Consider the following 26,286-nt stretch of genomic DNA (forward strand, 5'->3'; position numbering starts at 1 on the left):
TGAACCTGGTCGGCGAGCTGTCGATGCACAGCGACAGCTTCCGCACCTGGTGGGCGGCCCAAGACGTCTACGTGCACCGCCACGGCACGAAACGCTTCTACCACCCCGTCGTCGGCGAACTGGACCTCGCCTATGAAGGGCTCCAACTGGCGAGCGACGAGACCTTGACGATCATGACCTACTCCGCCGAGCCGGGTACCCCCTCCGGCGACGGCCTTGAACTGCTCGCCTCCTGGGCCGCGTCACAGCCTGACGCACTTCCCTTCAGAGCAGACCAGGCCTGACGGGGGCGGTGCCGTGGCCGCGGCCGGAAGGAAGCGCAAGCGGCTTCATGCTTGGGTGCGACCATGGGTGAAGGGCTCGCGGTCCCCGGCGAGAAGGCCGACGACAGTCTGCCGCCGTCCGGTCCTGGCTCCGGGGTATAGGTCTTTTCTCAGCAGCAGTCCATGCCAGGGGAGAACGGTGTCTTCCCCTGGCGCGGACTGCTTGCGCTACCGGCGGCGGGCCGCCGGCTGCAGCGACGGGCTGATCCAGCCGTTCTCGGACGGGTTGAGGGTGATTCCGGGCGGGACGATCTCGTCGATGCGGTCCAGCACATCGTCCGAGAGCACCACGTCCGCCGCGGTGAGCTGCGACTCCAAATGGTCCATGGTGCGCGGGCCAATGATCGGCGCGGTCACCGCCGGGTGGCGCAACACGAACGCGATCGCGAGTTGGATGAGCGTGATGCCAGCTTCGTCGGCGAGCTGCCCAAGCTGCTCGACAGCCTCCAGCTTGCGCTGGTTTTCCGGCAGGGACAAGTCGAAGCGGTTGACCAGGCGCTGCCTCGCCGCCGACGCTGGCCCGGTCCGGTCGCCACCCTTGCTGTAACGGCCGGAAAGCCAGCCCCCGGCCAGCGGGCCCCACGGAATGACGCCCATGCCGTACCGCTGACACACGGGCAGCACCTCGTTCTCGATGTTGCGCACCAGGATCGAGTACGGCGGCTGCTCGGTGACGAACCGTTCCCGGCCGCGCCGCTCGGCGGTCCACTGGGCCTCCACGATGGTCGACGCAGGGAACGTGGAGTGCCCGATGTAGCGGACCTTGCCCGCCCGCACGAGGTCGGTGAGCGCGCCCAAGGTTTCGTCCAGGTCGACCGCGGGATCCCAGCGGTGGATCTGGTAGAGGTCGATCCAGTCGGTGCCGAGTCGGCGCAGCGAGTCCTCGACCTCCCGGATGATCCAGCGGCGGGAGTTGCCGCGGTGGTTGGCATCCTCACCCATCGGCATGTGCGCCTTGGTCGCCAGGATTATGTCATCGCGGCGACCGGCGAGGGCCTTGCCGACAATCTCCTCCGACTCGCCGGCGGAGTACACGTCGGCGGTGTCGACGAAGTTGATTCCGGCGTCCAAGGCACGGTGGATGATTTTGATGCTCTCGTCGTGGTCCTTGGTGCCCCAATCACCGAACATCATGGCGCCCAGGCAGAGCTTGCTGACCGAGACACCGGTACGTCCCAGGGGACGGTGTTGCATCGGATACTCCTAAAAGTACGTGGGCTGACGTGGCGTGTACGCCCGCTCGAGTGCTTCGACCTCGTCGGCGGCCAGTTGGATGTCGAGAGCGGCGACCGCGTCGGTGAGGTGATGGGCCTTCGTGGCACCCACGATCGGGGCGGTAACGACCGGATTGTTCAGCACCCAGGCGAGGGCCACCGAGGCCATCGCGACGCCGTGAGTCTCGGCGATGCGCTGCACCGCGTCGACGATGGCCTTGTCGCTGTCCAGAAACAGCGGCCGGCCCTGCCGGTCGGTGCTGGGGTTACTCTTGGCCCGGCTGGTGCTCTGCTCGCCCCAGGGCCGGGTGACCAGGCCCGCGGCCAGCGGGCTCCACGGGATGCCACCGACTCCCTGGTGAGCCAGCAGGCCGAACATCTCCCGTTCCTCCTCGCGCTGCACGAGGTTGTACTGGTCCTGCATGGACACGAACCGCGTCCATCCATTGGCCTGTGCGGTGTGTTGCATGGTGGCGAACTGCCAGGCGTACATGGACGAGGCGCCGAGGTAGCGGGCCTTACCGACCTTGACCACGTCGTGCAGGGCCTCCATGGTCTCCTCGACCGGGGTGTCCGGGTCGAAACGGTGGATCTGGTAGAGGTCGACGTAGTCGGTGCCCAGCCGCGACAGCGACGCGTCGATGTTCTCCATGATGGCCTTGCGGGACAGCCCGGACCCGCCCGGACCATCGTGCATCCTGTTGAACACCTTCGTGGCCAGCACGATGTCATCGCGGCGGACGTACTTGCGCAGCGCCCGGCCGACGATCTCCTCGGAGGTGCCCAGCCCGTAGACGTTGGCGGTGTCCCAGAACGTGATTCCCAGCTCGAGGGCCTGCTGGAACAGCGGTGCCGCGGCGTCGTCGTCCAGGGTCCACGGCATCGACTCCGATGGCGTGCCGAAGCTCATGCAACCCAGGGCGATCCGGCTGACTCTCAGCCCGGACGTGCCCAGTCGGGTGTAATCCACCTTTACCCCTTTCGCGGGTCAGCGGTGCCGGACGCCCTCGGTGGCATTCGGCGCGAGCCGAGGTGTCCGCACGGGCGCGTCTGCGAGCGCCTCGTCGATCTGCTTGAGCACGTCGTCGGTCAGCTGCACGCCGGAGGCCTGCGCGTTGGCGTGTACCTGCTCGGGCCGGGACGCACCCGTGATCGCCGAGGCGACCTCGCTGCGGCGCAGCACCCAGGCCAGCGCCAGGGTGGCCAGGCTGACCCCGAGGCCGTCGGCGATCGGGACCAGCCGCTGCACCGCGGACAGGGTGGCATCGTTGAGGACCAGGTCGCTGAAGCCGTTCATGCTGTCGATGGCGAACCGCGAGTCGGCCGGCAGCGGGTGACCCGGCCGGTATTTTCCGGTCAGGACTCCCTGCGCGAGGGGTGACCAGACGATCTGCGAGATGCCGTTGGCGGCCGAGATCGCGAAGACTTCGGCTTCGGGTGCCTGCCAGAGCATCGAATACTGAGGCTGGGACGACACGAACAGCTCCGGCCCGGCGATGTCGATGGCCGCCCGGATCTGTTCCGGAGTCCATTCGCTGAATCCCAGATAGCGGGCCTTGCCCTGTGCGACGACCTGCTGGAAGGCCTCTATCGTGTCCTCGACGGGTACGGTCGGGTCGAAGCGGTGGGCCTGATACAGGTCCACGTAGTCGGTGCGCAGCCGCCGCAGGGACGCGTCGATCTGCTTGCCGATCTGCTCCGGGGACAATCCCCGATCGGTGTCCGACATCGGGCCCCACACCTTCGTGGCGAGGATGTAGGAGTCGCGCGGGTGCGTGGAGAGGATCTCACCCCAGGCCGACTCGGCGGCGCCGCGGCCGTACACGTTGGCGGTGTCGAAGAAATTGACCCCGGCATCGAAGGCGGCCTCGGTGCAGGCGCGGGTCTGTTCGGCCGCGATCCCGCCGGCGTAGGTCAACCATGACCCCAAAGAGATTTCCGAGACTCGCAGGTCCGATGTGCCGAGCTGACGGTATTGCACGGTGTTCCCCTTCGACTTATCAGGCGCGGGATCGCGCGGGTAGTCACCACGGCGCTTACCCGGATCTATCCCAGTGAACGTGGATCAATCATAGGGTTTCGGCCATTACCGGCACCGGCCGGGTAGGTCCGGGCCGGCTCCGCCGGCGCATCACCCGCTCATCAGCGGACGGATCCGGCGACCGCCCGATCCGGCAGCCGCAGGCTGTCGTCGACTCGAGCTTAGGCAGCTCACCCAGCCGTTGGGGGTCCCTGCCGTTACCCCTCTCAGCAGTAGCTCCTCCGCGCTGGCGGGCAGGCGTTATCCAGTGCCGTGACCGGATGGGTCCACCGTGTTGCGGCCCCGGCACGGCACTAGATTGGACCTTGCTCACCACGGCGCGGCCCGCGTCGAGCCGAGCGCCGTCCCCGTGTCAGTGGCGTCCGTTACGATCCCCGAAATGATCGAACTGGGCTCCCTTCCCGCTACCCGCGACGCCTACGACGCCGTCGCCGCGCGCTACGCGCAGCAGTTCACCGACACCCTGCGCGACCGGTCGCTGGAGCGTGCGCTGCTTGCCGCGTTCGCCGAGTCGGTGCGCGCGGGTGGTGAAGGCGAGGTTGCAGACCTGGGGTGCGGGCCGGGGCATGTGACCGCTCATCTGCGGGGGTTGGGGCTACGCGCCTTCGGCGTCGATGCCTCACCGGCGATGATTGAGCTGGCCCGGAAGGCCAACCCGGATCTGCGGTTCGAGGTGGGCTCGATGGCGGCGCTCGACATCGCGGACGACGCGCTGGGCGGGGTACTCTCGCGGTCCTCGATCATTCACACCCCGCCGAAGGACCTCCCGGCCGTGGTCGCGGAGTTCGCCCGGGTCCTGGCCCCCGGCGGCCAGCTGCTGATCAGCTGCTTCGCCACCGACGACCCCGCGATCCCGACACAGTCCTTCGACCACTCGGTGGTGACGGCCTACCGCTGGTCGCCCGACTACCTGGCGGGGCTGCTGCGTGACGTCGGCGTGAGCGAGGTTGCCCGGGTGCTGTGTGAACCGAAGCCCACCGATAAGCGGCAATTCCGGGAGTTGCAGCTGCTGGCCGCCAAAAACTAGTGCTCTGACCATTAGGGTCGCGTTCGGCCCGCTCACTTGGACAACCTGTCGGCTCACAAGGGCGAGCAGATCCGGCGCTGGGCGAAGAAGAACCGGGCCTGGAGTGCAGCCGTATGACGGCCGGCGGCGCCGGTACCCTCGCGAGCCTGCGCCCCGCCCTGGTGACCGGGCGGGGCGCAGGCCCCTGTCGTTTGGACCGTCGAGGGCTACCGGTGTCCGGCGCCGTCCTTGCCGCCGGACCCGTTCGGCCGGCCGGCCGCCTGGCCGCCGGAGGTGATGTCGTCGGTCATCACCCGATCGTCGAACGGGGGCAACTCCGTGAGGTCGAACCGCGGCATGATCACGGGGATGTCGAAGTCGCGCAGCCGCGCGTTGGTGGGGTCGGTCATGGGGTCCGCCATCGTCACAGGTCCGTCGGGAGGTCGAGGTGGTAGGGGTGGCGGTCCTGGTAGTCGATCGCGAGCTGCAGGATGATCGCATCCCCGCCGTACGGTGCCGCCATGTCGATACCGACCGGGATGCCGGTGTCGGTGTCACGACCGACCGGCAGGTTGAGGCAGGGCCAGCCGGTGGTGTTCGGCCGGCTGGACTCCACGCCGGAGAAGCCGCCGGTGCTGTCGTTGGCGCGGACCGGGGGCGTCTGGACCTTCTGCGGCCACAGGCAGGCGACGATCCCGTTGTCCTCGAACACCTTCGCCCACGCCTCGGAGTACTCGCGCCGGACCCGGTGTGCTCCGAACAGGTCGGCGGGCGTGAGCGCGGCGGCGCGCTGCGCGAGCTGCTGCTTCTGCGTTTCGATGGTGGAGATGGAGGTACGGAACCGGGTACGCACCGCGCCCTCGATAGCCGGATCCTCGGCGGCGGTGACGGCGTAGGTCTCGCCGAGCGTCCACGCGTTCTCGGCGTTCTGGTAGGCGCTGCTCGCGGACACCTTGGAGCCGTTGACCGGGTCGGGATTGGCAGCGGCCCAGTAGGCGGTGTTGCCCAGGTTCGAGGTGGGCGGCGTGATCTGCACGATCTCCGCGCCGAGATCGGCGAACTGCTGCACAGCGGCGCGCAGCCGGGCGAGGATGCCCGGAGTCCAGAGATTGCGCGCCGGTGAGGTCTCGGTCTCCACCGTCGAGCCGATGCGCAGGCCCGCGAACGGCTTCTTGCCTGGACGTGGGGCCAGCGGGAAGCCCTGCGGGAAGGTGGGCGCCTGTTCGGAGCGCGGGTCGCGGGGGTCGGGGCCGGCGATGATGCCCAGCAGCATGGCGACGTCGGCCATGGCCCGACCCATCGGGCCGCAGGTGTCCAGGCTGGTGCTGGAGACGGTGACACCGTACTTCGGTACCAGGCCATAGCTGGGCTTGATCGAGCCGACACCGACGTTCTGCGCGGGGTTGCGCAGCGAGTTTCCGGTGTCCGATCCGGTCGCCATCACCGCGAGGCGTGCCGAGATGGCCGCGGCCGAGCCGCCGGAGGAGCCGCCGACGCACAGCTTGCGGTTCCACGGGTTCGCGGTCTGCGGGCAAGTGTCGTCGTTGGTCCAGGGACCGGTGTGGGTCAGCCCGAGGATGGGCATGTGGGCGTTGCGGACGCGTTGCGCGACCACGGAGTCGCCGCTGGCGATGTTCCCGGCCGCGAGCGGGCAGCCGATGGTCAGCTCCACGCCCTCGACCGCGTAGATGTCCTTGAGGGCGACGGGTACGCCGCAGCCGAACGGTACCGGCGTGCCGCCCCGCGCGGCGGCGTCGAGCGCCTTGTCGGCGGCCTTCGCGATCGACATCGCCAGGTCGGGGGTGGTGCGCACGTAGGCGTTCAGCTTTCCGTTGTCGCCGTACACCGGGATGTCGGGGTCACGGGACGGCACGGCGAACATCCCGTCGCCGTTGAGCTGGTCGATGCGGGCGAGGAACCGCTTGGTGACCTGCACGCTCGTGACGTCGCGGGCGAGCAGCATCGCGGCCAGCTGGGTGCCGGTGAGGAACGGCAGGTCGGCGCCGCGCCGCAGCGCCGCGAGTCCGGCCTGCCGCTGGGATTCGAGGTACTTCTGGGTCGCGCTCGTGAGGTGGCTGGGGGTCGGGGGTGCGGCGTCGGCGGTCCCCGGCAGCAGTGCCGGAAGGGTCGCACCGAAGCCGGCGAGGGCGGCCGTGCCCAAGAAACGCCGACGGGAGGTGCTCGTCGTGGTCAATGTGGTCCTTTGCTGGAGGCGGGACGGTGGCGGATCGTCGTCCACCGCCGTTGACGGGGCAATGGGGGAAGACTCCCGGGCGAATCGCTCAGAGCTGTGAAGGAACGATGTCGGGCGGGTTGCGCGGTGTTGCGAGGTGATGATCAAACTGCGCTGATGTGGCCTAACGGTCAGTCAGACCGGTGACCTCGACCTAGAGCGCCTGGTGCGGGGCCATAGATGTGAGTGACGATAATCTTAGCGGCGACCGGCCTCGGCGACTACGGGTGCTGTTGCGACGGGATCGGACGACATGGTTGTGCCGGTGGCGAGGTCCGAGGTCAGATCATCAGTGCGAGTTTGGTGACCGCTGCGGCGACTCGGGAGTTGGTCGGGACGTCCACTCCCAGTTCCTAGTGTCCGCGGCCGAGGTTCTGAGGGAAGGCAATCGGGTACCCGGGGCCGCAGCCGCAGCGGCGCCCGTAGGATGACTGGGCTCGGGACGACGAGCATTTCGAGCTCACTGCCGGTTTGGGGGAGTCGGCCATACTGATCAAGTGCTGACAGGGGTGCGCCGAAGAGAAATTCAGCTGCGGTACGGGCTCGTTCTGGCCGCCGTTCTGACGGGTCCGACCTGGATCGCCGGGATCGCCGCCATCCTGATCCCGCCCATCTGGGGGCCGGGCCTGCTTGTGGGTCCCGTCACTGTCGTCCTCGCCGCGGTAGTGGTCAGCCAGCTATTTCCCGAACTGCGCCGCGTGGTGGCGGTCGCGTGTGTCCTGCTGGCGTTTCTCGCCGCCACATTTACCGCAATCTGGATGCCGAGCGCCGTGCTCGACGTGCGCGGTACGCAAGTAGCAGCCCTCGTCGCCACCGAGCGTGTCGTTCAAGGGAAGCACGACTGGCACAAGTACGAGCTGCGCGGCACCGACGGTCGGCCGATCCCCGGGACGCTGACCGAGTATGACGACGTCTACGACCCCGGGGACCGCGTCGACGTCGTCGTCGACCCGGGTCATCACGTCGCTCCCGAGGCGGCGGACGAGTTGAACGGAGACTGGGTGATCGGCATCATCGCCGCCGGTCTGTTGGTGCTCACGACCGCGTTGTCCATCGGCGTCGGCTCACGAACATCCATGGAGCAGGTCGACCTGCGGATCCGCGGCCGGTATCGGTCTCGACACTGAAGGCGGGGCCGCTCGGACGGCGACACCGCCGGGATCGGCGACGCCCCGGGACCGTGCACGGTCCCGGGGCGCGCTCGTGATACCTCGGGCCTCAGCGGCGCGACCGGATGCTCAGGGCAGCCGGGCCACGAGGTTCAGGACGCGGGTGTACTGGGTGGCGCCGAAGTTGTCGTCGCTGATCAGGCTGACCCCGGCAAAGCCGGCCACGTCGGCGGTCACCGCCATGCCCTCGTAGTTGTCCAGCAGCGGGTTGGCCTGCGTCTGCCGCGACGGCGCGCCGAGGGTCGGGCACTTCACGAGGTCGGCGACGAGGCTCTTGCGCACCACGTCGGCGGCGGGCGCGGTCGCCAGGTCGGTGACGGCGCTGACGTTCTTGGCCCGGCTCAGCCCGGTCACCGCGTACAGCTGCACGTCGTTGCCGACCGGGGCGTTGAACGAGGCCTCCTCGACCAGCAGCGAATCGCGGCCGTACGCGGTGGCCTCCGCGATCCGGTTGCCCGGTTGGGCCCGGTACGCGACCTGCTTGGTCAGCGTCCAGTTGCCGTGGCGGTCGGCGTCGTAGACCAGGAACCGGTGCAGGGTCGCGTCACCGTTGGCGGCCACGTCGCCGGAGAGCGCGCCCTCCATCGAGGCGATGATCTCCGTGCCGGACGGCGTGATGGTCAGACCCTCCAGCGTCGCGTTACTGGTGGCCTGGCCGGCCGGCGTGGTGCCGGTGACCGCGAACCGGGCCGGTACGGGCAGCGACGACTTCTGGACGCCGTCGCGACCGAAGATCCGGATCGACGGCTCGGTCTCCGAGCTGACCACGTAGTCGCCGTTCGGGAGCACGGCCAGGCCCTCATTGTCCGAGTTGGTGCCGTCGTACGGGGTGCCGTCGGGCCGCTTCAGGACCAGCGGGTCACGGACCACGACCGGGTTCGCCGGGTTGCGGAAGAACCAGATCCGGGCCGGGTCACTGGCGTGGTTGTCCACAGTGGATGCCCAGGCCAGCGACCGGGGGTCGTAGGCCAGGGAGGACAGGCCGCCCACCTCGATGCCGTGGTAGGTCAGCTTGTCCAGGGCGTCACTGAAGTCGACCGCCAGCGCCGAGGGCGCGCACGAGCGACCGGCGAGGATGCCGCCGATGCCGTGCGCGGCCGACGCCGGCTGCGCCTGCGCGGCGCCGGCGGTCGCCGCGAGACTGGTCAGGACCACCGCGGCGGTGGAGGCCGCGGCGATCAGCGCGCGGCGTGATGTCGTCAGGGACACGAAACTCCTCACGAAGGGAAAGATCTCGTTCAGGGGTTTACCGCAGCCGGGTGTCCATTGTGCGGCCGGCGTCTGACCAACGGACGAAGGCCCGCGCCGGCCGCCGGTGACCGCGTGGAACGCGGGATCGTGGCGATGGGGGTCGCGGCCGGGCTGACCTGGTTCGGGACGACCCACCACCGTGGACATCGGCGGGGTCGTGGCGGACGGGCGTTCGCCGGCTCAGTCGATCGCGCCGGACCGCAGCGCGTAGGCGACCGCGTGCGTACAGTTGCGCAGCTGTATCAGGCTCTTAACGGTGCGTTCCGAGTAGTTCAGCTCGCTGGCGACCGCACCGGTGTTGTTTGAAGATGGGGCGAGGGGGTCGGGCCTGGGGTCTTCCGAGCGCCGGTGAGATCATCGCGGACAGCGTCGGCGCAGGGCGACAATCGCGATGTCGTCGCAACGATTCCGTGGGCCCATCCCGACGGTCAGCGCACGGTTCGCGTCCGGAACGGTGCGAGGGTGGCACGGATCTGGTCGCCCGCGCCCCAGTCGTCGTCGAACTGGGCCAGCACGGCGAGGTGCTGTCGCAGCTGAATGATCGGCATGCGGGCCCGCCAGTCGGTATCAAGGGCGGTCAGCTCCGCATAGATCTCGAAGAACCGTTGCGCCTCGGGTGGGGGTGCGGTGGACCACACGTGGGCGAGGTCGACCTCGGCCCACATGTAGGACACGGCCGGGTCGATCAGCGCGGGCTGGCCGTCCGGGGTGGCCAGGAGGTTCTGTGCCCACAGGTCGCCGTGCGTCAGGCATGCCGGCCGGTCCGGTAGCAGGTCGGGCAGCCGCTGGCACAGCCGCTCCAGCGCTGCCCGGTCCGCGGGGTCGAGCGCCGCGTCGACGCGGGGCTGCCCGAGCCACCGAAGCAGCCGGTGCTGTGCGAAGAACGCGAAGCCGTCGTCATCCCACGTATTGACCTGGCGGCGGCGGCCCAGCCAGTTGTGGCGGTGCCATCCGAAGCGAGGATGGGTCGTGTTCAGGTGCAGGCGGGCGAGTGCGTGTGCGAACTGCTCCCAAAAGGTCTCGCTGGGCGGCCTCGGCCGCAGCACCGACAACACCAGCAGTTCTCGGTCCGCCAGGATCACCTCGGGCGTCGCCACGCCGCCGAGCTCGCGCAGCGCGGTCAGCCCTTCGGCCTCTGCGACGAAGGCGTCGTCGGCCGGCGTGTCGGCGAAGGCCTTGACGAACACCGGCGGCGCCTCCCGCCGGGTGGCTATGCCCGCGAGCGCCGCGATCCCACCTGTGGCCGGCTCCACTGTGACGACATCGTGCATCCCGGCCCGGAGCAGTCGCTCCAGCAGGAACGTCGTCGGGCGCATCACGAAGGGCTCCTCGCCTGCGGGTGCTTGTTCGCCAGATCTTATGTCAACGACGCCCGACCACCCCGGAAGACCGTCCTCCGGTCCGAGATGAGGCGACACAGCATGCCGCGCAGCTGTTGTCGCGGCGCATTCGCCGGCCGGTACCGGTGGGATCGACTCCTTCTGCGTTGTGGTCCGGACGGCCCCGCCGCACGCTGGGGTGTCTCCTCGAGGGCACCGAATCCGCCACGGAAGGGCGCTCACCAGATGCTCGGATCGACGTTCCCCGGGGTCAGGTGTCGCAGTGTCGCGACGTCTGACCCCGGGAAACGATTCGACGCCCGGCCGCCAGCCTTTCCTGTATTAACGGCGCTGCGCAGGTTGATCTGGCCCGCCGCCTCGGCTGGACGGGTAGATCAGATCGTCAGGGTGTGGTTCCCTAAGACACCAGCTTGAACTGCTGATTGGCTTGGCCGCTGCACGAGTACAACTGGATCTGCGCCCCGTTTGCAGTGCTCCAGACGTCCAGGCACCGTCCGGATTGCACGCCGGTGATGGTGCCATTGGAGTTGACGTTCCACTGCTGGTTGGTCTGTCCGTTGCAGCTGTAGATCTGGATGGCTGCGCCGTTGCCGGAACCCGCCGCGTCCAGGCACATGTTGCCGTAGACGGTCAGCTGCTTGCTCGCGGTGTACGTCCAGGACTGGTTGGACTGGCCGTGACAGTCGTACAACTGCACTCGGGTGCCGTTGTTGTGCGAAACATTGGGCACATCGATACACCGGCCAGACTGGCTACCCACAATGCGAGCGCTACCACCCGCGGGTGGCGTGCTGCTGGGCGTTGGACTGGCCGTGATCGGGGTGCTGGGGGTGGTGGGCGGGGCGGAGTTGAGGGCGTTGAGTACCGAGGTGTAAGCCGCCTTCTTGTTGCCGCTGCCGTCGAAGAGGAGGGGGCTTTCGCTGGAGCGCCAGGAGTCGCTGTCGCGTACGCCCCAGACGGTGATGCCGACGCATCGGGGCACGTTGACGCACGCCTGGGTGAGGCCGCCGTACTGGGTGGTGGAGGCGTTGGTGACGTCGGCTTCGGTCAGTGCCACGTCCACGCCCAGGGCAGCAAAGCTGGACAGGGTTGTCTGGAAGTTGCTCGGCAGGGAGCTGCCTCCGGTGAAATGGGTCTGCAGGCCGACGCAGTCGATGGGTACCCCACGGCTCTTGAAGTCCTTGACCATGTTGTACACGCCCTGCGTTTTGGCGTAACTCCAGTTTTCGATGTTGTAGTCGTTGTAGCACAGCTTGGTCGACGGGTCGGCTGCCCGGGCGGTCCGGAACGCCACCTCGATCCAGTCGTTGCCGGTGCCCTGCAGATTGGACTGCCGTCGGCTGCCGTCTTCGTTGAACGCTTCGTTGACCACGTCCCAGTAGGCCAGCTTGCCCTGGTAGTGGGCCATCACCTTCTGGATGTGGTTGATCATCGCGTTGCGTAGCGCGGTACCGCTGAGCGACTGCATCCAGCCAGGCTGCTGCGAGTGCCAGGCCAGAGTGTGACCGCGTACCCGCATGCCGTGGCTGGTGGCCCAGTTGTAGATCTGGTCGCCGGCGGTGAAGTTGAACTGGTTCTGTTGGGGTTCGGTCGCGTCGGGTTTCATCTCGTTCTCCGGCGTGACCATGTTGAACTCACGGGCGGCGATCGTGGTGTAAGCCGAATCGCCCAGCCTGCCCGCGGCGATCGCGGTACCGAAGTAGCGGCCCGACTGCGCCGCCGCGGCGCCGAGTGTCGTGGCGGCCGCGTTGGCGTTGGTAGCCACGATCCCGGCGCCGACCAGGACCAGCGCGCTCGCGGCGCTGGTCAGCGCCAGCCGGTACCGGTCACGTCTTGTCATCTGTTTCATGACACTCCTCGATCCAACATCGGTGCGCGACCACGAATCGACGTGTGCGCGCACCACTGACACAGGGGTGTGATGCGCCATCTGGCGGCGATCGCAGGCGCGGGTCAGAGGCCAGCCGCGCGACGAATTGCCCGTCGTCGCGCGTCCGCTGTGAGGCAACCGCGCCGCGGCACCCCGCCCGAACCTGTGATGTGGATCGGCTCCCACTGGACCAACATGTGTCAGATAGTGTGTTCGCAGTACGCGAAGGTGTCAATCTAACTGCGCTTTACAGTGCGACCATCGCTGGCCATCTCCGCTGTGGTGTGGGCTCGGATCTCGGGGTAAGGGGAGTCACTGAACTGGGTCACGACGGCGCGGACGTGTTCCTGAGCCTGTTCGGCGAGCCCGTCGTAGACGGAGACGAAGACTTCTCGCGCATCCGCGCGGGGCCAATGGGCGGGCATCAGCTCGATCGGCAGCTGCGGGTCAATGATGGGGAAGTGCCGGTAGGCATCCATGATCCCGGTGCGGGCGTGAACTGCGGCGGCGCCAGAGATTCTTCCGCTGCGGATGCGGGGCAGCACCGACTTCCAGCGCCGGATGAAGCTGCTGTAGCGGCGTGCGATGGCGGCGATGTCCCAGGCGTCGATCGGGTTGCGGTTGGTCTGGGTCGCGAGTTCCACGTGCCGGGCCCGGAACATGGTCATGGTGCCCGAGGTTGTCGCGGTCAGCTGGTCCTTCACGGTTGGGTTCGGCGCGTCGGGTGAGACCCAGAGCGCGTCGTACAGGGGCGCGTACCCCAGCCATCGCAGTTGGCCCCGTAGCGCCCGTCGCTGGCTGCGCTCCTCCTGCGGGAACGAGAAGGAAACGAGGGTCCAGAACCCATCCCAAGGGTCAGCCCGAGTCGCGAACCTGGCGATCCAGGCACCACCCGCCGCCAGGTTGCCGACTGCGGCCGGGGTCAGGCGGTAGGAACTGTAGCGCCCGTCCCGGCTGCTCTCCAGTATCCCGCGCCGGGACAGCCGGCTGATGGCGGTGCGTGCGGCGCCGCTGCCGATCCCGGCCTCGCCGAGCAGGGCGACGATCGACGCGGACGGTAGCCAGGCCTGTGTGCGCATGGTGTAGTCGGCCACCAGCGTCACGGCCAGGCTCTGTGCCGTACTACCGGTCTGGTGGCGCGGCAGACGCACGGTCTCGGCCTCGTCGGGGAAGACGTCCTCGATGTCGTACGGGCTGACCACGGCAGAGCTCCAGTGTCGAGTTTGGACATGACCGACGGCGGTTGGTCGGCGCGGCGCCGGCCATGATCATTCACTCCCATGGTTATGCGTGGCTCCGACCCTACCTGGTGGACCCCATCGCCCACCCGCGGTGCTCGACGGGTCAGCCACCGAAGAACATCGATTGACAGGTGAGCGTCCCGCGTGCACGATAGGTGACACATGACAGGGTCGTCAGGCACGTCGACAGCTGCGGATCCGAACCAGCGTCCTGAGCCGGATCTCCGGTAGCGCGACGACCGGCAAAACCCACAGTCGTACGACGCCGCCCGCCGGTGACCTCGTCCAGGCCAGCGACGACTCGGGCGGCTCGTAGTACCTCCTGGCCCGTCCTCACGAGGAGGAAGCACCCATGAACGAAGCTCCGGATCGCGTGCGGGGCCGTAGACGCCGCCGTGCCAGGCTGCTCATCGGTAGTGCCTGCGCCGTGATCCTGGCCGCGGCCGCGGCGGCGCTGCCCAGCCCGGCGAACGCGGCGACCCAGATCTGCTCCAACCAGACCGGTAACAACGGCGGCATGTATTACCAGATGTGGACCAGCGGCCAAGGGTCAGCCTGCATCACGCTGAACTCGAACAACAGCTACTCCAGCAACTGGAGTGGCGTCGGCGACTTCGTCGCCGGAGTGGGCTGGAACCCCGGCAGCACCCAGTCGGTGACCTACAACGGCAGCCTCAACGGCTCCGGCGGCACCGCGCTGATGTCACTCTACGGCTGGTCGACCGACCCACTGGTCGAGTACTACGTCATCGACAACTGGAGGGGCTCGCCGAACACGGCCGGCACCAACATGGGCACGATGACCAGCGACGGCGGCACGTACACCATCATCAAGCACCAGCAGGTCAACCAGCCCTCCATCCAGGGCACCACCACCTTCTGGCAGTACCTGGCGATCCGGACCTCGCCCAGGAGCAGCGGGACCATCACCTTTTCCAACTTCGTCAGTGCTTGGGCCAGCCACGGGATGAACCTGGGTTCGATGAACTACCAGATCATGGCGACCGAGGCCTGGGGCGGCGGTAGCGGCAGCTCCAGCGTGACGGTGAACCACGGTGGCAGCAGCGGTGGTGGCGGTGGTGGCGGCGGCGGTGGCGGTGGCGGTGGCGGTGGTGGCGGCGGCTGCACCGCGACGCTGTCGGCGCAATCGCAGGGCAGCAACTGGTACAACCTCAACGTCTCGGTCAGCGGCTCCAGCACCTGGACCGTGACGGTGAACATGGTGTCTCCCGCGGTCGTCTACTCCACCTGGAACGTCAGCGCCAGCTGGCCGAGCCAGTACGTGATGGTCGCCAAACCCAACGGAAGTGGCAACAACTGGGGCTTCACGGTCTCGCCCAATGGCCAATGGACCTGGCCATCGGTCTCCTGTAGTCCGAGTTGACCCTCGAGTACCCCCGGCGACGCGGCGGCCCGACGGTCGCCGCGCCGCCCCCGTTCGCCTTCCGGCGTCCGATTTGTGGGTACGGCGTATGCATCGACATGGCTCGCTGTAGGCGTCAGGCTTGCCCGGAGTGTTAGCGGTAACATTGATGTGTCGCGATTCCTGTACGACTCCGGTGGCCGTGTGGTCGGGGTGGAGTCCGGGCTGCGCCTGGAGGTGACGGGCGGTGGTACGGCCAACGGCACCGCGGTGGAGATCTCGATGTGCAACGGCGGGAGCAATCAGAACTGGACTCAAGGCTGACTCGAAGGGAGCTCGTTATGAACAGAGGAAGAGGCGGTCGCAGGCGTCAAGCGCTGATCACGGCGCTCGCCACGGTCGCCGCGGCCGCAGTGGCGTTCGCAGTGACGGTGGTGGCCAGCCCGGCTCGAGCGGATGTCACCGGCGCCGTGCGTGGCGTTGGTTCGGGCCGGTGTCTGGACGTGGTGGGCCAGAGCCAGACAGATGGCGCCCTCCTGCAGATCTATGACTGCTCGGGCGGGGCCAACCAGCGGTGGACGTCGACCGCCAGCAACCAGCTGACGGTGTACGGCAACAAGTGCCTGGATGTGCCCAACCATGCGCGGACCGCCGGTACCCGGGTGCAGATCTGGACGTGCAGCGGCGGGGCCAACCAACAGTGGCGGCTCAACTCCGATGGCAGCGTGGTCGGGGTGGAGTCCGGGCTGTGCCTGGACGTGACGGGCGGCGGTACGGCCAACGGCGCCGCGGTGGAGATCTGGACGTGCAACGGCGGCTCCAACCAGAAATGGACCGGTCTGTCGACCACGTCACCGACCCCGACCCCGACCCCGACCGGAGGCGGCACGTGCTCTCTCCCGGCGACGTACCACTGGACATCCACTGGTGCGTTGGCAACGCCGCAGCACGGCTGGGTATCGCTCAAGGACTTCACCAACGTCGTCTACAACGGCAAGCACCTGGTCTACGGGTCGAACGTCTCAGGGTCGTCGTACGGCTCGATGAACTTCAGTCCCTTCACGAACTGGTCCGACATGGCCTCGGCCAGCCAGAACGGGATGAGCCAGGCGACAGTTGCGCCCACGCTGTTCTACTTCGCGCCAAAGAACATCTGGGTACTGGCCTACCAGTGGGGCGCCTGGCCCTTCATCTACCGGACGTCGAGCGACCCCACCAACGCCAACGGCTGGTCCTCGCCGCAGCCGCTCTTTACCGGCAGCATTTCCAACTCCGGCACCGGCCCGATCGACCAGACTCTGATCGGTGACGGCTCGAACATGTATCTGTTCTTCGCCGGGGACAACGGCAACATCTACCGGGCGAGTATGCCGATCGGAAACTTCCCGGGCAGCTTCGGCTCGTCCTACACGACCGTCCTGAGCGACTCGACCAACAACCTGTTCGAGGCGGTACAGGTCTACAAGGTCCAGGGCCAGAACCAGTACCTCATGATCGTCGAAGCGATTGGCAGCCAGGGACGCTACTTCCGCTCCTTCACGGCCTCCAGCCTCAGCGGTTCGTGGACCCCGCAGGCCAGCAGCGAGAGCAACCCCTTCGCGGGCAAGGCCAACAGCGGCGCCACCTGGACCAACGACATCAGCCATGGTGACCTGGTCCGCAACAATCCCGACCAGACCATGACCATCGACCCCTGTAACCTGCAACTGCTCTACCAGGGCAAGTCTCCCAGTGCGGGCGGCAGCTACGACCAACTGCCGTGGCGGCCAGGCCTCCTGACCCTGCAGCGTTAGAGGGTGACTCGCGGGTCGAGGGGTTCGGGTCACCTCCGGTAGCCCTCGGTTGTGTTTGCCCTGAACGGCCACAAGCGCAGACGACGGTGTCCTCTCACCGGACCATCCGGCAGTCGCCGATACCGGTTTCGGTGAGAGGACATCTTCGTCAGGCGACCACACGACGGGCGTGCATGCGACGCCGAACGCTGCCGGCCGTCACGCGTCGGGGACCAACACGCGAGCAGCCAATACCCGTGGCCGTCCGGAGACGGCACGATTTCCGGAGTGCAATCGGGTAGTGCGTGGACGCGAACGCCGCCGGTACCGCCAACGGCACGAAGATCATTTTGCGGACCTGTAACGGTGGGAGCAACCAGCAGTGGAGCCTGCGCGGCTGAGCGCGGATCTGACCAGCAACGGCGGCGCCAACGAAGAAGTGGACCAGGACTGAACCGCACCGGCTGCCGTTCACAGCCGTTCGGGTCGTCGAGTCCGTCCCAACCATGAAGGGAAACACGATGTTCATCAGCAGGCTCAAAAAGGCGCGGCTACGGGCGATACTGCTCGCCGTGGGACTGGTCGGCGCACTGGCGGCGAGTGCGCTCGCCGGCGTCGGTAGTGCCCAGGCCGCGACGTCGATGCCGTGCGACATCTACGCCAGCGATGGTACGCCGTGTATCGCGGCGCACAGCACCACGCGGGCGTTGTTCGGGACGTACAACGGGCCGCTCTACCAGGTGCAGCGGGCGTCCGATAAGCAGTACTCGAACATCGGGGTGCTCTCCGCGGGTGGTGTGGTGAACGCGGCGACGCAGGACTCGTTCTGCGCCAATACCTCCTGCGTCATCACCAAGATCTTCGACCAGACGTCGAACCACAACGACCTGCCGATCTCGTGGGGTGGGTACTGGAAGGGGCCTGGGGCGAACGGCGCGGATGTCGGGGCGGATGCCAAGGCGTTGCCGGTGACTGTCGGCGGGCAGAAGGCATACGGCGTGAAGGTGACGCAGGGCGTCGGATACCGGGTGGACAACGCCAAGGGCGCGCCGACGGGGTCGCAGCCCGAGGGCATCTACATGATCACATCGTCGAACCTCGTCAACCAGTGGTGCTGCTTCGATTACGGCAGCGGTGAGAACTCGCACACCGACACGGGCAACGCGACGATGAACGCGATCGAGTGGGGCACCGCGTGCTGGTTCGGCAACTGTGTGGGCAGTGGGCCGTGGGTCGAGGCCGACCTGGAGAACGGCATGTACCACACGAACACGGGATCGAACAAGGATCCGAACAACTCCGGAGTGCACTTCCCGTTCGTGTCCGCGTGGGAGAAGAACAACGGCACGAGCAACTTCACGCTCAAGTACGGCAATGCCAGCAGTGGGGGATTGACGACCCCGTACTCCGGGGCGCTGCCCAACGGGTACTCGCCGATGAAGACGGACAGCTCGTTGTTGCTCGGCACCGGCGGGGACAACAGCGTCACCGGGGTCGGTGAGTTCTTCGAAGGAGCCATCATCGCCGGGTACCCGAGCGACGCGACCGAGAACGCCGTCCAGGCGAACATCACCGCCGCCGGCTACGGCGCCTCCACCGGCGGTGGCGGCGGGCAGCAGAACGTCGAGGTCGTGGGTGGTCAGTCGGGTCGGTGTCTGGATGTGTCGGGGCAGAGTACGGCCAATGGTGCCCAGGTGCAGTTGTATGACTGCTGGGGTGGGTCGAACCAGCGGTGGACGTACACGTCGGGTAAGCAGCTTCAGGTGTACGGCAGCAAGTGTCTGGATGCGACTGGTCAGGGTACCGCCGACGGCACGGCGGTGGTTATTTGGGATTGCAACGGTCAGGCGAATCAGCAGTGGAATGTCAATTCCAACGGGACCATCACCGGGGTGCAGTCGGGTAGGTGCGTGGACGCGAACGGTGCGGGTACGGCGAACGGTACGAAGGTCATCCTGTGGTCCTGCAACGGTGGCAGCAACCAACAGTGGAGCCTGCGCAGCTGATCACGGTGGCACGGACGCGGTGGCCGCGCCCGGTGGGTAAAGGATGACCAAGAACGCAGCGTGCTCGGCCGGTCCGAAGGACCGGCCGAGCACGTGGAGAGCGTTCCGCCGGTGCGGCACCGCGGGACGACGCCACACCGGGAATCATTCGCGTTGAACTAGCTGGCCGCCGCCTTCGCCGCTTCGACCACCAGCCTCGTGGGCCTTGCCGGTACCCTCACCCCGGAATCAGCCCTCGTGGGGTCAACGTCACCTCGGCCCGGGACCGGTCGGCGGGACTGCCGGGCCGGTGGGGCCGGTCGGCGGGGCAGCGGGACCGGTGGGCGGGCCGGCAGGCTCGCGCACCAGGGCGTTGATGGCGTTGCCGACAAAGATCCACTTGGCCGCGGTGTCGATGACGTACTCGCTCTCGAACCAGAGCATGCCGAACTGGTCCTTGGCCTCAGGCAGGTCCGGCATGATCTGGACGTAGCCCGGAACGACGCCACCGGCTACGAACGTGTCGTCCGCCCGCGTGTTGCCGTAGCCATGCTCCACTGAGGACGTTCCCACTCCGGAAACCCACGAGGTGTCGTTGTGCGGATGGGTCCCGAGAATGTAGGTCGCCGACCTCAGGGTGTAGTCCGAGCTGATCGACTGCGGATCCACCTTGTGCAGGAAGTACATCTTGATACCCATGTCGAGCACCCCGGTGGTGCCGCCCCACATTCCGACGGTGGGCGGAACCCCGTACGGGTTGTCGGCGACGGACTCGTCGTACGCCACCTTGTAGTCCCTCATGGCCGACTTGAAGCTGTCCTTGAACGCCCGGTCCATCTGGTCGAGGACGAGCGCCGCCTTCCAGCCACCGCCGCCGAAGGACAGGGTCTGGCCGTTGGCAACCCTCATCAGAGGCCAGAGAGCGTTGATCGCGTCCTTGTACTTCGAGTCTCCGGTCGCGATCAACAACTCGATGGCGGCGTTCCACTCGACCGCCATCTGGCGCTGGGCCGCCGAGATCGCCCTGGTGTCCGTCGGGGAGATTCCGTCCAGCGAGAGGATCGCCTTCTCGGTCGCCCAGATGTCCTTGGCGGCGTCGAGACACCTGGTCGCGAGCGCACTGTCGATCTCCTTCAGGACGCTGGCCGCCGCGGCCAACGCGCAGGCCGCCGTGTACTGCAGGTTCGTGTCCTTGAGCCCGACCATCGCGAGCCGGTCGTCCTGCTTGCCGGCGCGCAGGCCGTTGCGCTCGTTCTCGCCCAACGACGGGTCGTAGATGTAGCCGTCGGTGTCCCTCGCCCCGTCACCCAGGTGGGTGTACTGGCGAAGCGTGGGCACCTCGACCACCTTGAAGTTGTAGCCGATGGCCTCGATCCGTGCCAGGACGTTCAGCACGCCGTGCTTGATCTGCTGGAGCAGGTCGGGCGTGCCGTCCGGGCGGTGCAGTTCCACCATGCCGCCCGTCGTGGCGTCCCACGTCACGTCCAGGGTGTCGTACGCGGGCTTGAATTCGCGCCAGGCGATCACCAGATCCTCGATGACCTCCGCGTGACGGGTGGCTTCGAGGTCGAAGTCGCCGGCGTCGTACCAACCACCCACGGCCAGGCCGGGGATGTGTTCCAGCGACTGGTACTTGGTGTTGGTCCGGCTGGTGGGTGCGAAGTTCTGCCCGTCGAACCAGGTGCCGTCGTACGCGGCCTCGTCACGGAACGGCTCACCCAACAGCGGCCACATGATCGCGTCGTCCATGTGCGAGGCCGCATGGGTGATCTTGTAGGCCTCCCGTACGGCGATGTGGTCCATCTGCTTGGCGAGGTACCCGACAAGGGTCTTCTGCCAGACCTTGTCGTACGCGTCGGCAGCGATCACGAACACCTTGGTCCGTACGCCGTCGTAGTTGACGCGGTACAGACCGGGAGCGGTGACCTTCGAGAAGTCGAAGCTCCGGTAGTCGTAGCGCAGCCAGCGCTTGGCCTTGCCCAGCTTGCCGGTGAAGACGTTCGTGAACGTCCCGTCGGGGTGCACCTGCTCCAGGGTGGCCGTGTCCGGGCCCTTGTGGTTCACGTCGAGCTCGAGCACCGCCACCTTGGACTGGTTGGGTGCGTAGCCGGCCTGGCTGTGCCCGATGTTGGGTTGACGGGTCCAGTCCTTGGCGACGTCGGCCTTGATGTGCCACACCAGCTCGGTGCTGCCCGACTTGAACAGCGTCCGTACGACGAACCAGCCGTTCTGGGCGCGGTTGCGCCCGTCCAGCAGCTGAAGGTCACCGCTGTCGGAGGTGATCCTGATCCGGTTCTCGGGATCCTCGGGCGCCAGCGTGATGGTCTTGCCCGTGGTGAGCGGGACCGGCTGGTAATCGCCGCGGTCCTTGTTCCATTCCTTGACGTACCAGGCCTGGTCCTCGGTGCGGGCGCGCTCCTTCAACTCCATCTCGTCGAAGGGCAGCAGCGGCAGGTAGCCGAAGTCGTCGTACGTGCCGTCGCCGTTGGTGTCGGTCTGGTAGCTCTTCGTCCGGTAGCGGTCGGGGACGAACTCGAGGTTGAACCCGGCCACGCCCTCCAGATCGGGCGGCAGCGGCTTGTCCAGCACCACGGTCAGCTTTACCCCACCGGGCTCCGGCGTCGCCTTCAGGGTGTAGTTCACCGCGGGCTTCTTGCCGTCCTTCGTGCCCGGCAGCGTGAGCGACGCGCTGACCGTCTTGCTTCCCTTGTCGGACGACCGCCCCTTCAGGATCGGGGCGGGAGTGGCGTCCCACTGCTCCGGCGTCGGCAGCAGATGGATGTCACCGTTGGTGGCCACCCGCTCGCCGTGCAGTACCAGTTCCACACCGGCGCAGTGCTGGTCGCCGAAGACCCCGGAGAAGGTCGTGTTGTACATGAACAGCTCGAAGCCCGGGGTGGCCAGGGTTTCGTACGGCATCCCCGTGCCGTTGCTGGTCTCCTGTACCTTCATCGAGTACTTGCCGCTGAAGTCCTTGGACGCCGCCGGCCCGACCTTGGCGGCCGCCTCGTGGGCCAGGTCCGCGGCCATCCGCGCGGGCGCGATCCAGGTGCTGACCGTGCTGACCGTGGACTCGTTCTCGGCCCAGAGGAAGGCGAAGTTGTCCAGGGACTCGGGGAAGTTGGGCTTGAAGTTGAGGTATCCCGGCACGATGGAGCCCAGGATCTTGCCGCCGTCCGCCCGGTTGGAGTTGTACGGCAGTTGGTGGGACTTGACCCCGACGCCGGTCACCCAGGAGGTGTCGTTGTAGGGGTGGTTACCCACCGTGTAGTTGACGCCGCGCAGGACCACGTCCTTCAGCGGTTCGAGCCCGGCGGTGGAGGTGCCGAGGTTCTTCAACAGCATCGTGGCGTTGAATGCCGTCTGGAACTTGCCGGAGCCCGGACCCCAGGTGGCCGTCAGGCTCTCGGAGAAGCCGAACGGCGTCGTGGTGTCGTACGCGTAGATTCCCGCCGCGGCGACGGTGGCGCTCGTGACCTGGTCGCGGTAGCCCGGCTGGACCTTGTCCATCTGATCGAGGACCAGGGCGGCCGAGTAGTAGGTCGTGATCGGCAGGAACGTGCTGAACGGGTTGGTCGTGCCGGCCGGCGCCTTCGCGAGCAGCTCCACGAGCTTCGCCGTGTAGGTGGCGTAGTCCGCGGTCTTGCCGTGCGCCTCGGTGGCCAGGATCAGCTGCACCAGCGTGTTGAACGCGTTCCCGCGGGAACCCCCGTTGGTGCTGTTGATGGCGGCCTGACCCTCATTGGCCCAGATCGTCTCGGCTGTGGTCAGGCAGTCGGCGGCGAAGGCATCGTCGTAGCCCTTGAGGACGGCCGCCGCGCCCGCCATGCCGATGGACGGACCGCCCAGCAGAGCGGTCCCGGGCCTCCCACCGGTCATGAGCATCCGGTCGTCGTTCTTGCCGGAGTAGACCTTCCCGTCACGCTCGACGATCTCGTTCTCGTCCAGGCTCGGGTCGTAGATGTACCCGTCGGTGTCGGTCGAGCCGTCTCCCAGGTGGGTGTACTGGCGGAGGCTCGGCACCTCGATCGTCCCGCTGACGATCCCGACGTTCTCGATCTGCGCGCGGATCTGCAGGGCGCCGTGCTTGACCTGGTGGACAATGTCCGGCACGCCATCGGGGCGGTGCATCTCGGCCGTCCCGCCGGTCTCCGGGTCCCAGGTCACCGACACGGTGTCGTAACCGTCGAGGTTGTTGAACGTCTGGGCGGTGTAGATGAGGTTCTGCAGCACGGTGAGGTTGCTGCCGAGTTGGAGGTCGAAGTCGCCGGCGTCGCACCAGCCGCCCTGGTTCAGCCCAGGGATGCGGTCGCCGGGCTCTAGGCCCTTGTCCTTCACCACCTGCGGGATGGCCGGCTCGAGAGCCACACTCTGACCGTCGAACCAGCTGATGGAGTTGCCCGTGGTGGGCGAATTGGCGAAGGGCTCGCCCAACCGGGCGTCGTCCATGTGCTGGGCGCCGTGCCAGATCCGGTAGCCCTCGCGCAGCTCTATGTGGTCCATCGCGACGGTGAGGAACCCACTCAGCGCCGGTTGCCAGGCCCGGTCGTAGACATCGTCCCCGATCGGGAAGACCTCCGATCGCAGCCCGGCGTACTCGATGGCGTAGATGCCGGGGGTCTTGACCGAGCTGAAATCGAAGTCGCAGTAGTTGTAGCGGGCCCAGGGACGGGCGGCGCCCAGGTCGGCCGTGAAGACCGCCGTGTAGCTGCCGTCGGCGTTCAGCTGCACCAGGGTCGCGCTGCTGGGAGCGCCAGTGTCGTTCTTGTCGATCTCCATGACGGCGACCTTCGACAGGCCCGTCCCGTATCCGACCTGGCTGTGGGCCAGGTTCGGCTTGCGCACCCAGTTGGGCTGCACGGGCGCCTTGATGTGCCAGGTCGCCACGGTCTGTCCCGCCTTAGCGCCGAGCGGGATCTTCGAGCTCATCGTGAACCAGCCGTTCTGCGAACGGTTCCGGCCGTCGTAGATGGACAGCAGCTCGTCAGACTCGACGGTGATCCTGACCAGGTCGTCCTCGGGCGCCAGCGAGAACTTGTAGCCGCGGGCCAGCGCGCGTGGCTGGGCGTCGCCCTTCTCCGTGTTCCACTGGTCGACGTACCAGGCGTTACCCACGAGAGTCGGGCGGGGCCAGTCCTCGTCCATGGGATCTTCCGGCGCGAGCGGGAAGACGCCGTAGGTGTCGTACGTGCCGTTGCCGGTGCTGTCGACCTGGTAGCTCTTGGACTTGTACAGGGAGGGGATGAACTCGAGGTTGAACGCTGCCGAGCCCGCGAGCTGCTTGGGCAGGTCATCCTGAAGGGTCACTTCCAGCCGGAACCCGCCAGGCTCGGGCGTCGCCTTCAGGTTGTACTTCATCGAGAGCTCGGTAGTAACGGTCGGACCGGTCGCGTAGACGTACTTCATGGGCAGGGTGATGACGTTGTTGGTCCGGTCGTACTGGCGCGCGGCGGTGGTGATCGGCGAGGACGAGGCCGGTGCCGCGGCGTCCCACTGCTCGGGCACGGGCAGCAGGTGGATGTCACCATTACCCGCCACGCGCTGACCGTGCAGCGTCACGGTGATGCCGCTGAGGTGCTCGTCGCCGAACGTCCCGTTGTATCCATTGTTGTACATGAATACGTCGACGCCCGGATAGGTCAGGTAGTCGTAGTCGATCCCGCTGAGCACGTCGGTCGGGTCGTTCGTGAGCGTCATCAGGTACTCGTCGTCCACGCCGGCCGGCCCGCTCGGCGGAGGGGTCTTGCCGGCAAACGCCGCGGTTGGCTGACCCAGCAGGGTCATCGCGCCAGCGGCACCGGCCGCGGCGGCGGTGCCGACGATCAGGTTACGCCTGGTGACCCCCTTGGTCGGGTGGTCTGAGGTACCGGTGGTCTCGTCCATGCACGCTTCCTTTTCGCTTGTCGCACGTCCGTGGATCGCGGTGCTCGGGCATGCGTGACCGTCCGGCGTACCAACAGTTGGCGCGCCGGCTCAAGGCCGTGGGGTAGCTATCCCGATGCCGCGGGTGGCATCGGGACGGGTCTGTCGTTCCGTAGGGCTTGTTGGCTCGCGCGGGCCTATCGGCGCACGGCACGCCCGCCACGGCGGCGGGTCGTGTCAGGCCTCATCGATCGCGACCAGGGCAGTCCGCTGACGCAGGGGAAGGGAACCTTCAGCCAGGCGTAAGAAGAAGCGGCGGATCGTTACCAGGCCAGATGGGCGCAGCAAACATCAGCAACTCCCGTTTCTGTCGGGGGATGACGGGGATGCCCAGAAGTGGTGGTCGGGTGTCGGATGGCGGTGCCGTCGACCAGCGAGCTCCTATTTGTCAGTTGGATGAACAAATTCGATGGTCATGATATCGCTGGTTGAATCCGCCAGAAGATAACAGTACGGTAACGGCGAGTTTGACTGCTCGACTGCTTCGTCGCCGAGGTTGACCCTTACCTGCTCGCAGGCGGCGCGGTGCTTTCCCGAATCACCAGTGAGGTGGCCAGTTCGACCCGGGTTGGTTCCGCGGGTTGGGCGCTGTCGCGCTCCCGGAGAAGTTGAACCGCCATCCGCGCCATCTCCTCCAGCCGTTGCCGCACCGTCGTGAGGGGTGGGGTCACCCAGTCGCAGGCGGCCAGATCGTCGAAACCCACCACGCTCACGTCGGCGGGGACTCGCACGCCGCGTGCCTGCAGTGCCTGGTACACGCCGAAGGCCTGCAGGTCGGTACCGGCGAAGATGGCAGTCGGTCGGTCCGGCAGGTCCAGCAACTCCATCGCCGCGGTGTATCCGCTGGGCGGGAAGTGGTCGCCGAAGCGGACCAGGTCCGGGTCTGGGGTGATGCCGGCCCGCTCCAGACCGACGCGATACCCGGCGAGTCTCGCCTGGGTGCACAGCAGCGCGGGCAGGCCGGCGATCATCGCGATTCGACGGTGACCCAGGCCGATGAGGTGCTCGGTCGCGGTCAGGCCGCCCGACCAGTTGGCGGATCCGATCGATGGGATGCCCGGATCGGGGTCGCCGATCGGGTGTGGACCTACAAGGACATCGGACTGCAGGGCCTGGTGTACGCCGACCCCGCCTCCCCGTACATCCAGCGGATCGCACCGGTACTGACCAAGAAGGCCCGCCTCGCTGTGGACGCGTGGGGGTCGGTGGACACCGGAGTGCGCCATCTGCTCGATCCGATCGAGCGCACGTTCGACGAGGAGTTCCCGGACTTCGACCCGATGCCCTTCGGGAGCAAGCAGTGGATCGCCGTACTGGTCCGGCACATCATGCTCGCCGAACCCATGGTGTGGGGCTTCTGCCGGTGCTTCACCGGCCTCGGGGTCGAGGAAGCACGTTCACTCGCTGACTCGTTCCGCTTCGACCGGTGCCTGGCCCGCGAGCGCCTGGTCGATGAGGTACGGGTGGGCTATCGCCGGGACGCCGCGGCGTAACCCGCCGGCCGTGGCCGCGGCGCTGACCGCCGACGGTATGGTGGGAGCAGGCGGCGTACGACA

Annotated in this window: 20 protein-coding genes and 1 pseudogene; 9 read left to right on the top strand and 12 right to left on the bottom strand. The window is 67.3% G+C overall.

The window, feature by feature from the left end:
• Nucleotides 1-284: MmyB family transcriptional regulator (locus ABEA87_RS15695; RefSeq protein WP_459112886.1), on the top strand; the 284-nt coding region annotated here is incomplete at its 5' end.
• A gap of 207 nt (nucleotides 285-491) precedes the next feature.
• Here the strand turns inward: ABEA87_RS15695 and ABEA87_RS15700 are convergent.
• Genes ABEA87_RS15700 through ABEA87_RS15710 form a run of 3 tightly spaced genes read right to left on the bottom strand, consistent with a single transcriptional unit; the run spans nucleotide 492 to nucleotide 3,518 of the window.
• On the bottom strand, nucleotides 492-1,517 hold the full coding sequence (locus ABEA87_RS15700; RefSeq protein ID WP_345630223.1) for an aldo/keto reductase: 1,026 nt from the start codon (nucleotides 1,515-1,517) through the stop codon (nucleotides 492-494).
• 9 nt (nucleotides 1,518-1,526) lie between these two features.
• Nucleotides 1,527-2,507: an aldo/keto reductase gene (locus ABEA87_RS15705; protein WP_345630225.1), complete on the bottom strand. Its 981-nt coding sequence runs from the start codon at nucleotides 2,505-2,507 to the stop codon at nucleotides 1,527-1,529.
• Nucleotides 2,508-2,525: 18 nt separating this feature from the next.
• On the bottom strand, nucleotides 2,526-3,518 hold the full coding sequence (locus tag ABEA87_RS15710) for an aldo/keto reductase family protein (protein WP_345630227.1): 993 nt from the start codon (nucleotides 3,516-3,518) through the stop codon (nucleotides 2,526-2,528).
• Between the two features lie 439 nt (nucleotides 3,519-3,957).
• Between ABEA87_RS15710 and ABEA87_RS15715 the strand changes: the two genes are divergently transcribed.
• On the top strand, nucleotides 3,958-4,605 hold the full coding sequence (locus ABEA87_RS15715; RefSeq protein WP_345630229.1) for a class I SAM-dependent DNA methyltransferase: 648 nt from the start codon (nucleotides 3,958-3,960) through the stop codon (nucleotides 4,603-4,605).
• Nucleotides 4,606-4,811: 206 nt separating this feature from the next.
• Here the strand turns inward: ABEA87_RS15715 and ABEA87_RS15720 are convergent, their stop codons facing one another.
• Nucleotides 4,812-4,994 carry a hypothetical protein gene (locus ABEA87_RS15720; RefSeq protein WP_345630231.1) on the bottom strand — a complete coding sequence of 61 codons (183 nt, stop codon included), beginning with the start codon at nucleotides 4,992-4,994 and terminating at the stop codon, nucleotides 4,812-4,814.
• Between the two features lie 14 nt (nucleotides 4,995-5,008).
• Nucleotides 5,009-6,778 carry an amidase gene (locus ABEA87_RS15725; RefSeq protein ID WP_345630233.1) on the bottom strand — a complete coding sequence of 590 codons (1,770 nt, stop codon included), beginning with the start codon at nucleotides 6,776-6,778 and terminating at the stop codon, nucleotides 5,009-5,011.
• Nucleotides 6,779-7,314: 536 nt separating this feature from the next.
• On the opposite strand from ABEA87_RS15725, the gene ABEA87_RS15730 reads away from it, so the two are divergent.
• Nucleotides 7,315-7,944, top strand: coding sequence for a hypothetical protein (locus tag ABEA87_RS15730; RefSeq protein ID WP_345630235.1), 630 nt, complete (start codon nucleotides 7,315-7,317; stop codon nucleotides 7,942-7,944).
• A 111-nt stretch (nucleotides 7,945-8,055) separates the two neighbouring features.
• On the opposite strand, the gene ABEA87_RS15735 is transcribed toward ABEA87_RS15730, so the two are convergent.
• The 5 genes and pseudogenes from ABEA87_RS15735 to ABEA87_RS15750 all read right to left on the bottom strand — a co-directional run bounded on the left by ABEA87_RS15735 (nucleotide 8,056) and on the right by ABEA87_RS15750 (nucleotide 13,649).
• The gene (locus tag ABEA87_RS15735; protein ID WP_345630237.1) at nucleotides 8,056-9,195 is read right to left on the bottom strand and encodes an esterase-like activity of phytase family protein; all 1,140 of its coding nucleotides are present in this window, start codon (nucleotides 9,193-9,195) and stop codon (nucleotides 8,056-8,058) included.
• A gap of 222 nt (nucleotides 9,196-9,417) precedes the next feature.
• Nucleotides 9,418-9,537, bottom strand: a pseudogene (locus tag ABEA87_RS42615) (DNA-binding response regulator); the annotation flags it as partial.
• Between the two features lie 128 nt (nucleotides 9,538-9,665).
• Entirely contained in the window at nucleotides 9,666-10,553 is an 888-nt protein-coding gene (locus tag ABEA87_RS15740) for a fructosamine kinase family protein (protein WP_345630667.1), read from the bottom strand.
• A 421-nt stretch (nucleotides 10,554-10,974) separates the two neighbouring features.
• Nucleotides 10,975-12,417 carry an endo-1,4-beta-xylanase gene (locus ABEA87_RS15745; RefSeq protein ID WP_345630239.1) on the bottom strand — a complete coding sequence of 481 codons (1,443 nt, stop codon included), beginning with the start codon at nucleotides 12,415-12,417 and terminating at the stop codon, nucleotides 10,975-10,977.
• Nucleotides 12,418-12,683: 266 nt separating this feature from the next.
• Nucleotides 12,684-13,649, bottom strand: a complete 966-nt coding sequence (locus ABEA87_RS15750; protein ID WP_345630241.1) for a PaaX family transcriptional regulator — start codon at nucleotides 13,647-13,649, stop codon at nucleotides 12,684-12,686.
• Nucleotides 13,650-14,040: 391 nt separating this feature from the next.
• Between ABEA87_RS15750 and ABEA87_RS15755 the strand changes: the two genes are divergently transcribed.
• The 5 genes from ABEA87_RS15755 (at nucleotide 14,041) to ABEA87_RS15775 (ending at nucleotide 18,829) form a co-directional block, all read left to right on the top strand.
• Nucleotides 14,041-15,072 (top strand): glycoside hydrolase family 11 protein, encoded by a 1,032-nt coding sequence (locus ABEA87_RS15755; protein WP_345630243.1) that lies wholly within the window; start codon nucleotides 14,041-14,043, stop codon nucleotides 15,070-15,072.
• Nucleotides 15,073-15,222: 150 nt separating this feature from the next.
• Nucleotides 15,223-15,375 (top strand): RICIN domain-containing protein, encoded by a 153-nt coding sequence (locus ABEA87_RS15760; protein WP_345630245.1) that lies wholly within the window; start codon nucleotides 15,223-15,225, stop codon nucleotides 15,373-15,375.
• A 17-nt stretch (nucleotides 15,376-15,392) separates the two neighbouring features.
• On the top strand, nucleotides 15,393-16,844 hold the full coding sequence (locus ABEA87_RS15765) for a non-reducing end alpha-L-arabinofuranosidase family hydrolase (protein ID WP_345630247.1): 1,452 nt from the start codon (nucleotides 15,393-15,395) through the stop codon (nucleotides 16,842-16,844).
• Between the two features lie 284 nt (nucleotides 16,845-17,128).
• Entirely contained in the window at nucleotides 17,129-17,224 is a 96-nt protein-coding gene (locus tag ABEA87_RS15770; protein ID WP_345630249.1) for an RICIN domain-containing protein, read from the top strand.
• Between the two features lie 120 nt (nucleotides 17,225-17,344).
• Complete coding sequence (locus tag ABEA87_RS15775; protein WP_345630250.1) at nucleotides 17,345-18,829, top strand: lectin; 1,485 nt, start codon at nucleotides 17,345-17,347, stop codon at nucleotides 18,827-18,829.
• A gap of 249 nt (nucleotides 18,830-19,078) precedes the next feature.
• Here ABEA87_RS15775 and ABEA87_RS15780 read toward each other — a convergent pair whose 3' ends face one another.
• Together ABEA87_RS15780 and ABEA87_RS15785 are read right to left on the bottom strand one after the other, a co-directional pair.
• Complete coding sequence (locus ABEA87_RS15780; RefSeq protein ID WP_345630252.1) at nucleotides 19,079-24,691, bottom strand: glycoside hydrolase family 9 protein; 5,613 nt, start codon at nucleotides 24,689-24,691, stop codon at nucleotides 19,079-19,081.
• A gap of 542 nt (nucleotides 24,692-25,233) precedes the next feature.
• A complete protein-coding gene (locus tag ABEA87_RS15785) occupies nucleotides 25,234-25,806 on the bottom strand; it encodes a substrate-binding domain-containing protein (protein ID WP_345630669.1) in 573 nt (190 codons plus the stop codon).
• Between ABEA87_RS15785 and ABEA87_RS15790 the strand changes: the two genes are divergently transcribed.
• Nucleotides 25,714-26,223, top strand: a complete 510-nt coding sequence (locus tag ABEA87_RS15790) for a hypothetical protein (RefSeq protein ID WP_345630678.1) — start codon at nucleotides 25,714-25,716, stop codon at nucleotides 26,221-26,223. The genes ABEA87_RS15785 and ABEA87_RS15790 overlap by 93 nt on opposite strands.
• Nucleotides 26,224-26,286: the final 63 nt, after the last annotated feature.

Source organism: Rugosimonospora acidiphila (assembly GCF_039543385.1).
GTDB lineage: Bacteria > Actinomycetota > Actinomycetes > Mycobacteriales > Micromonosporaceae > Rugosimonospora > Rugosimonospora acidiphila.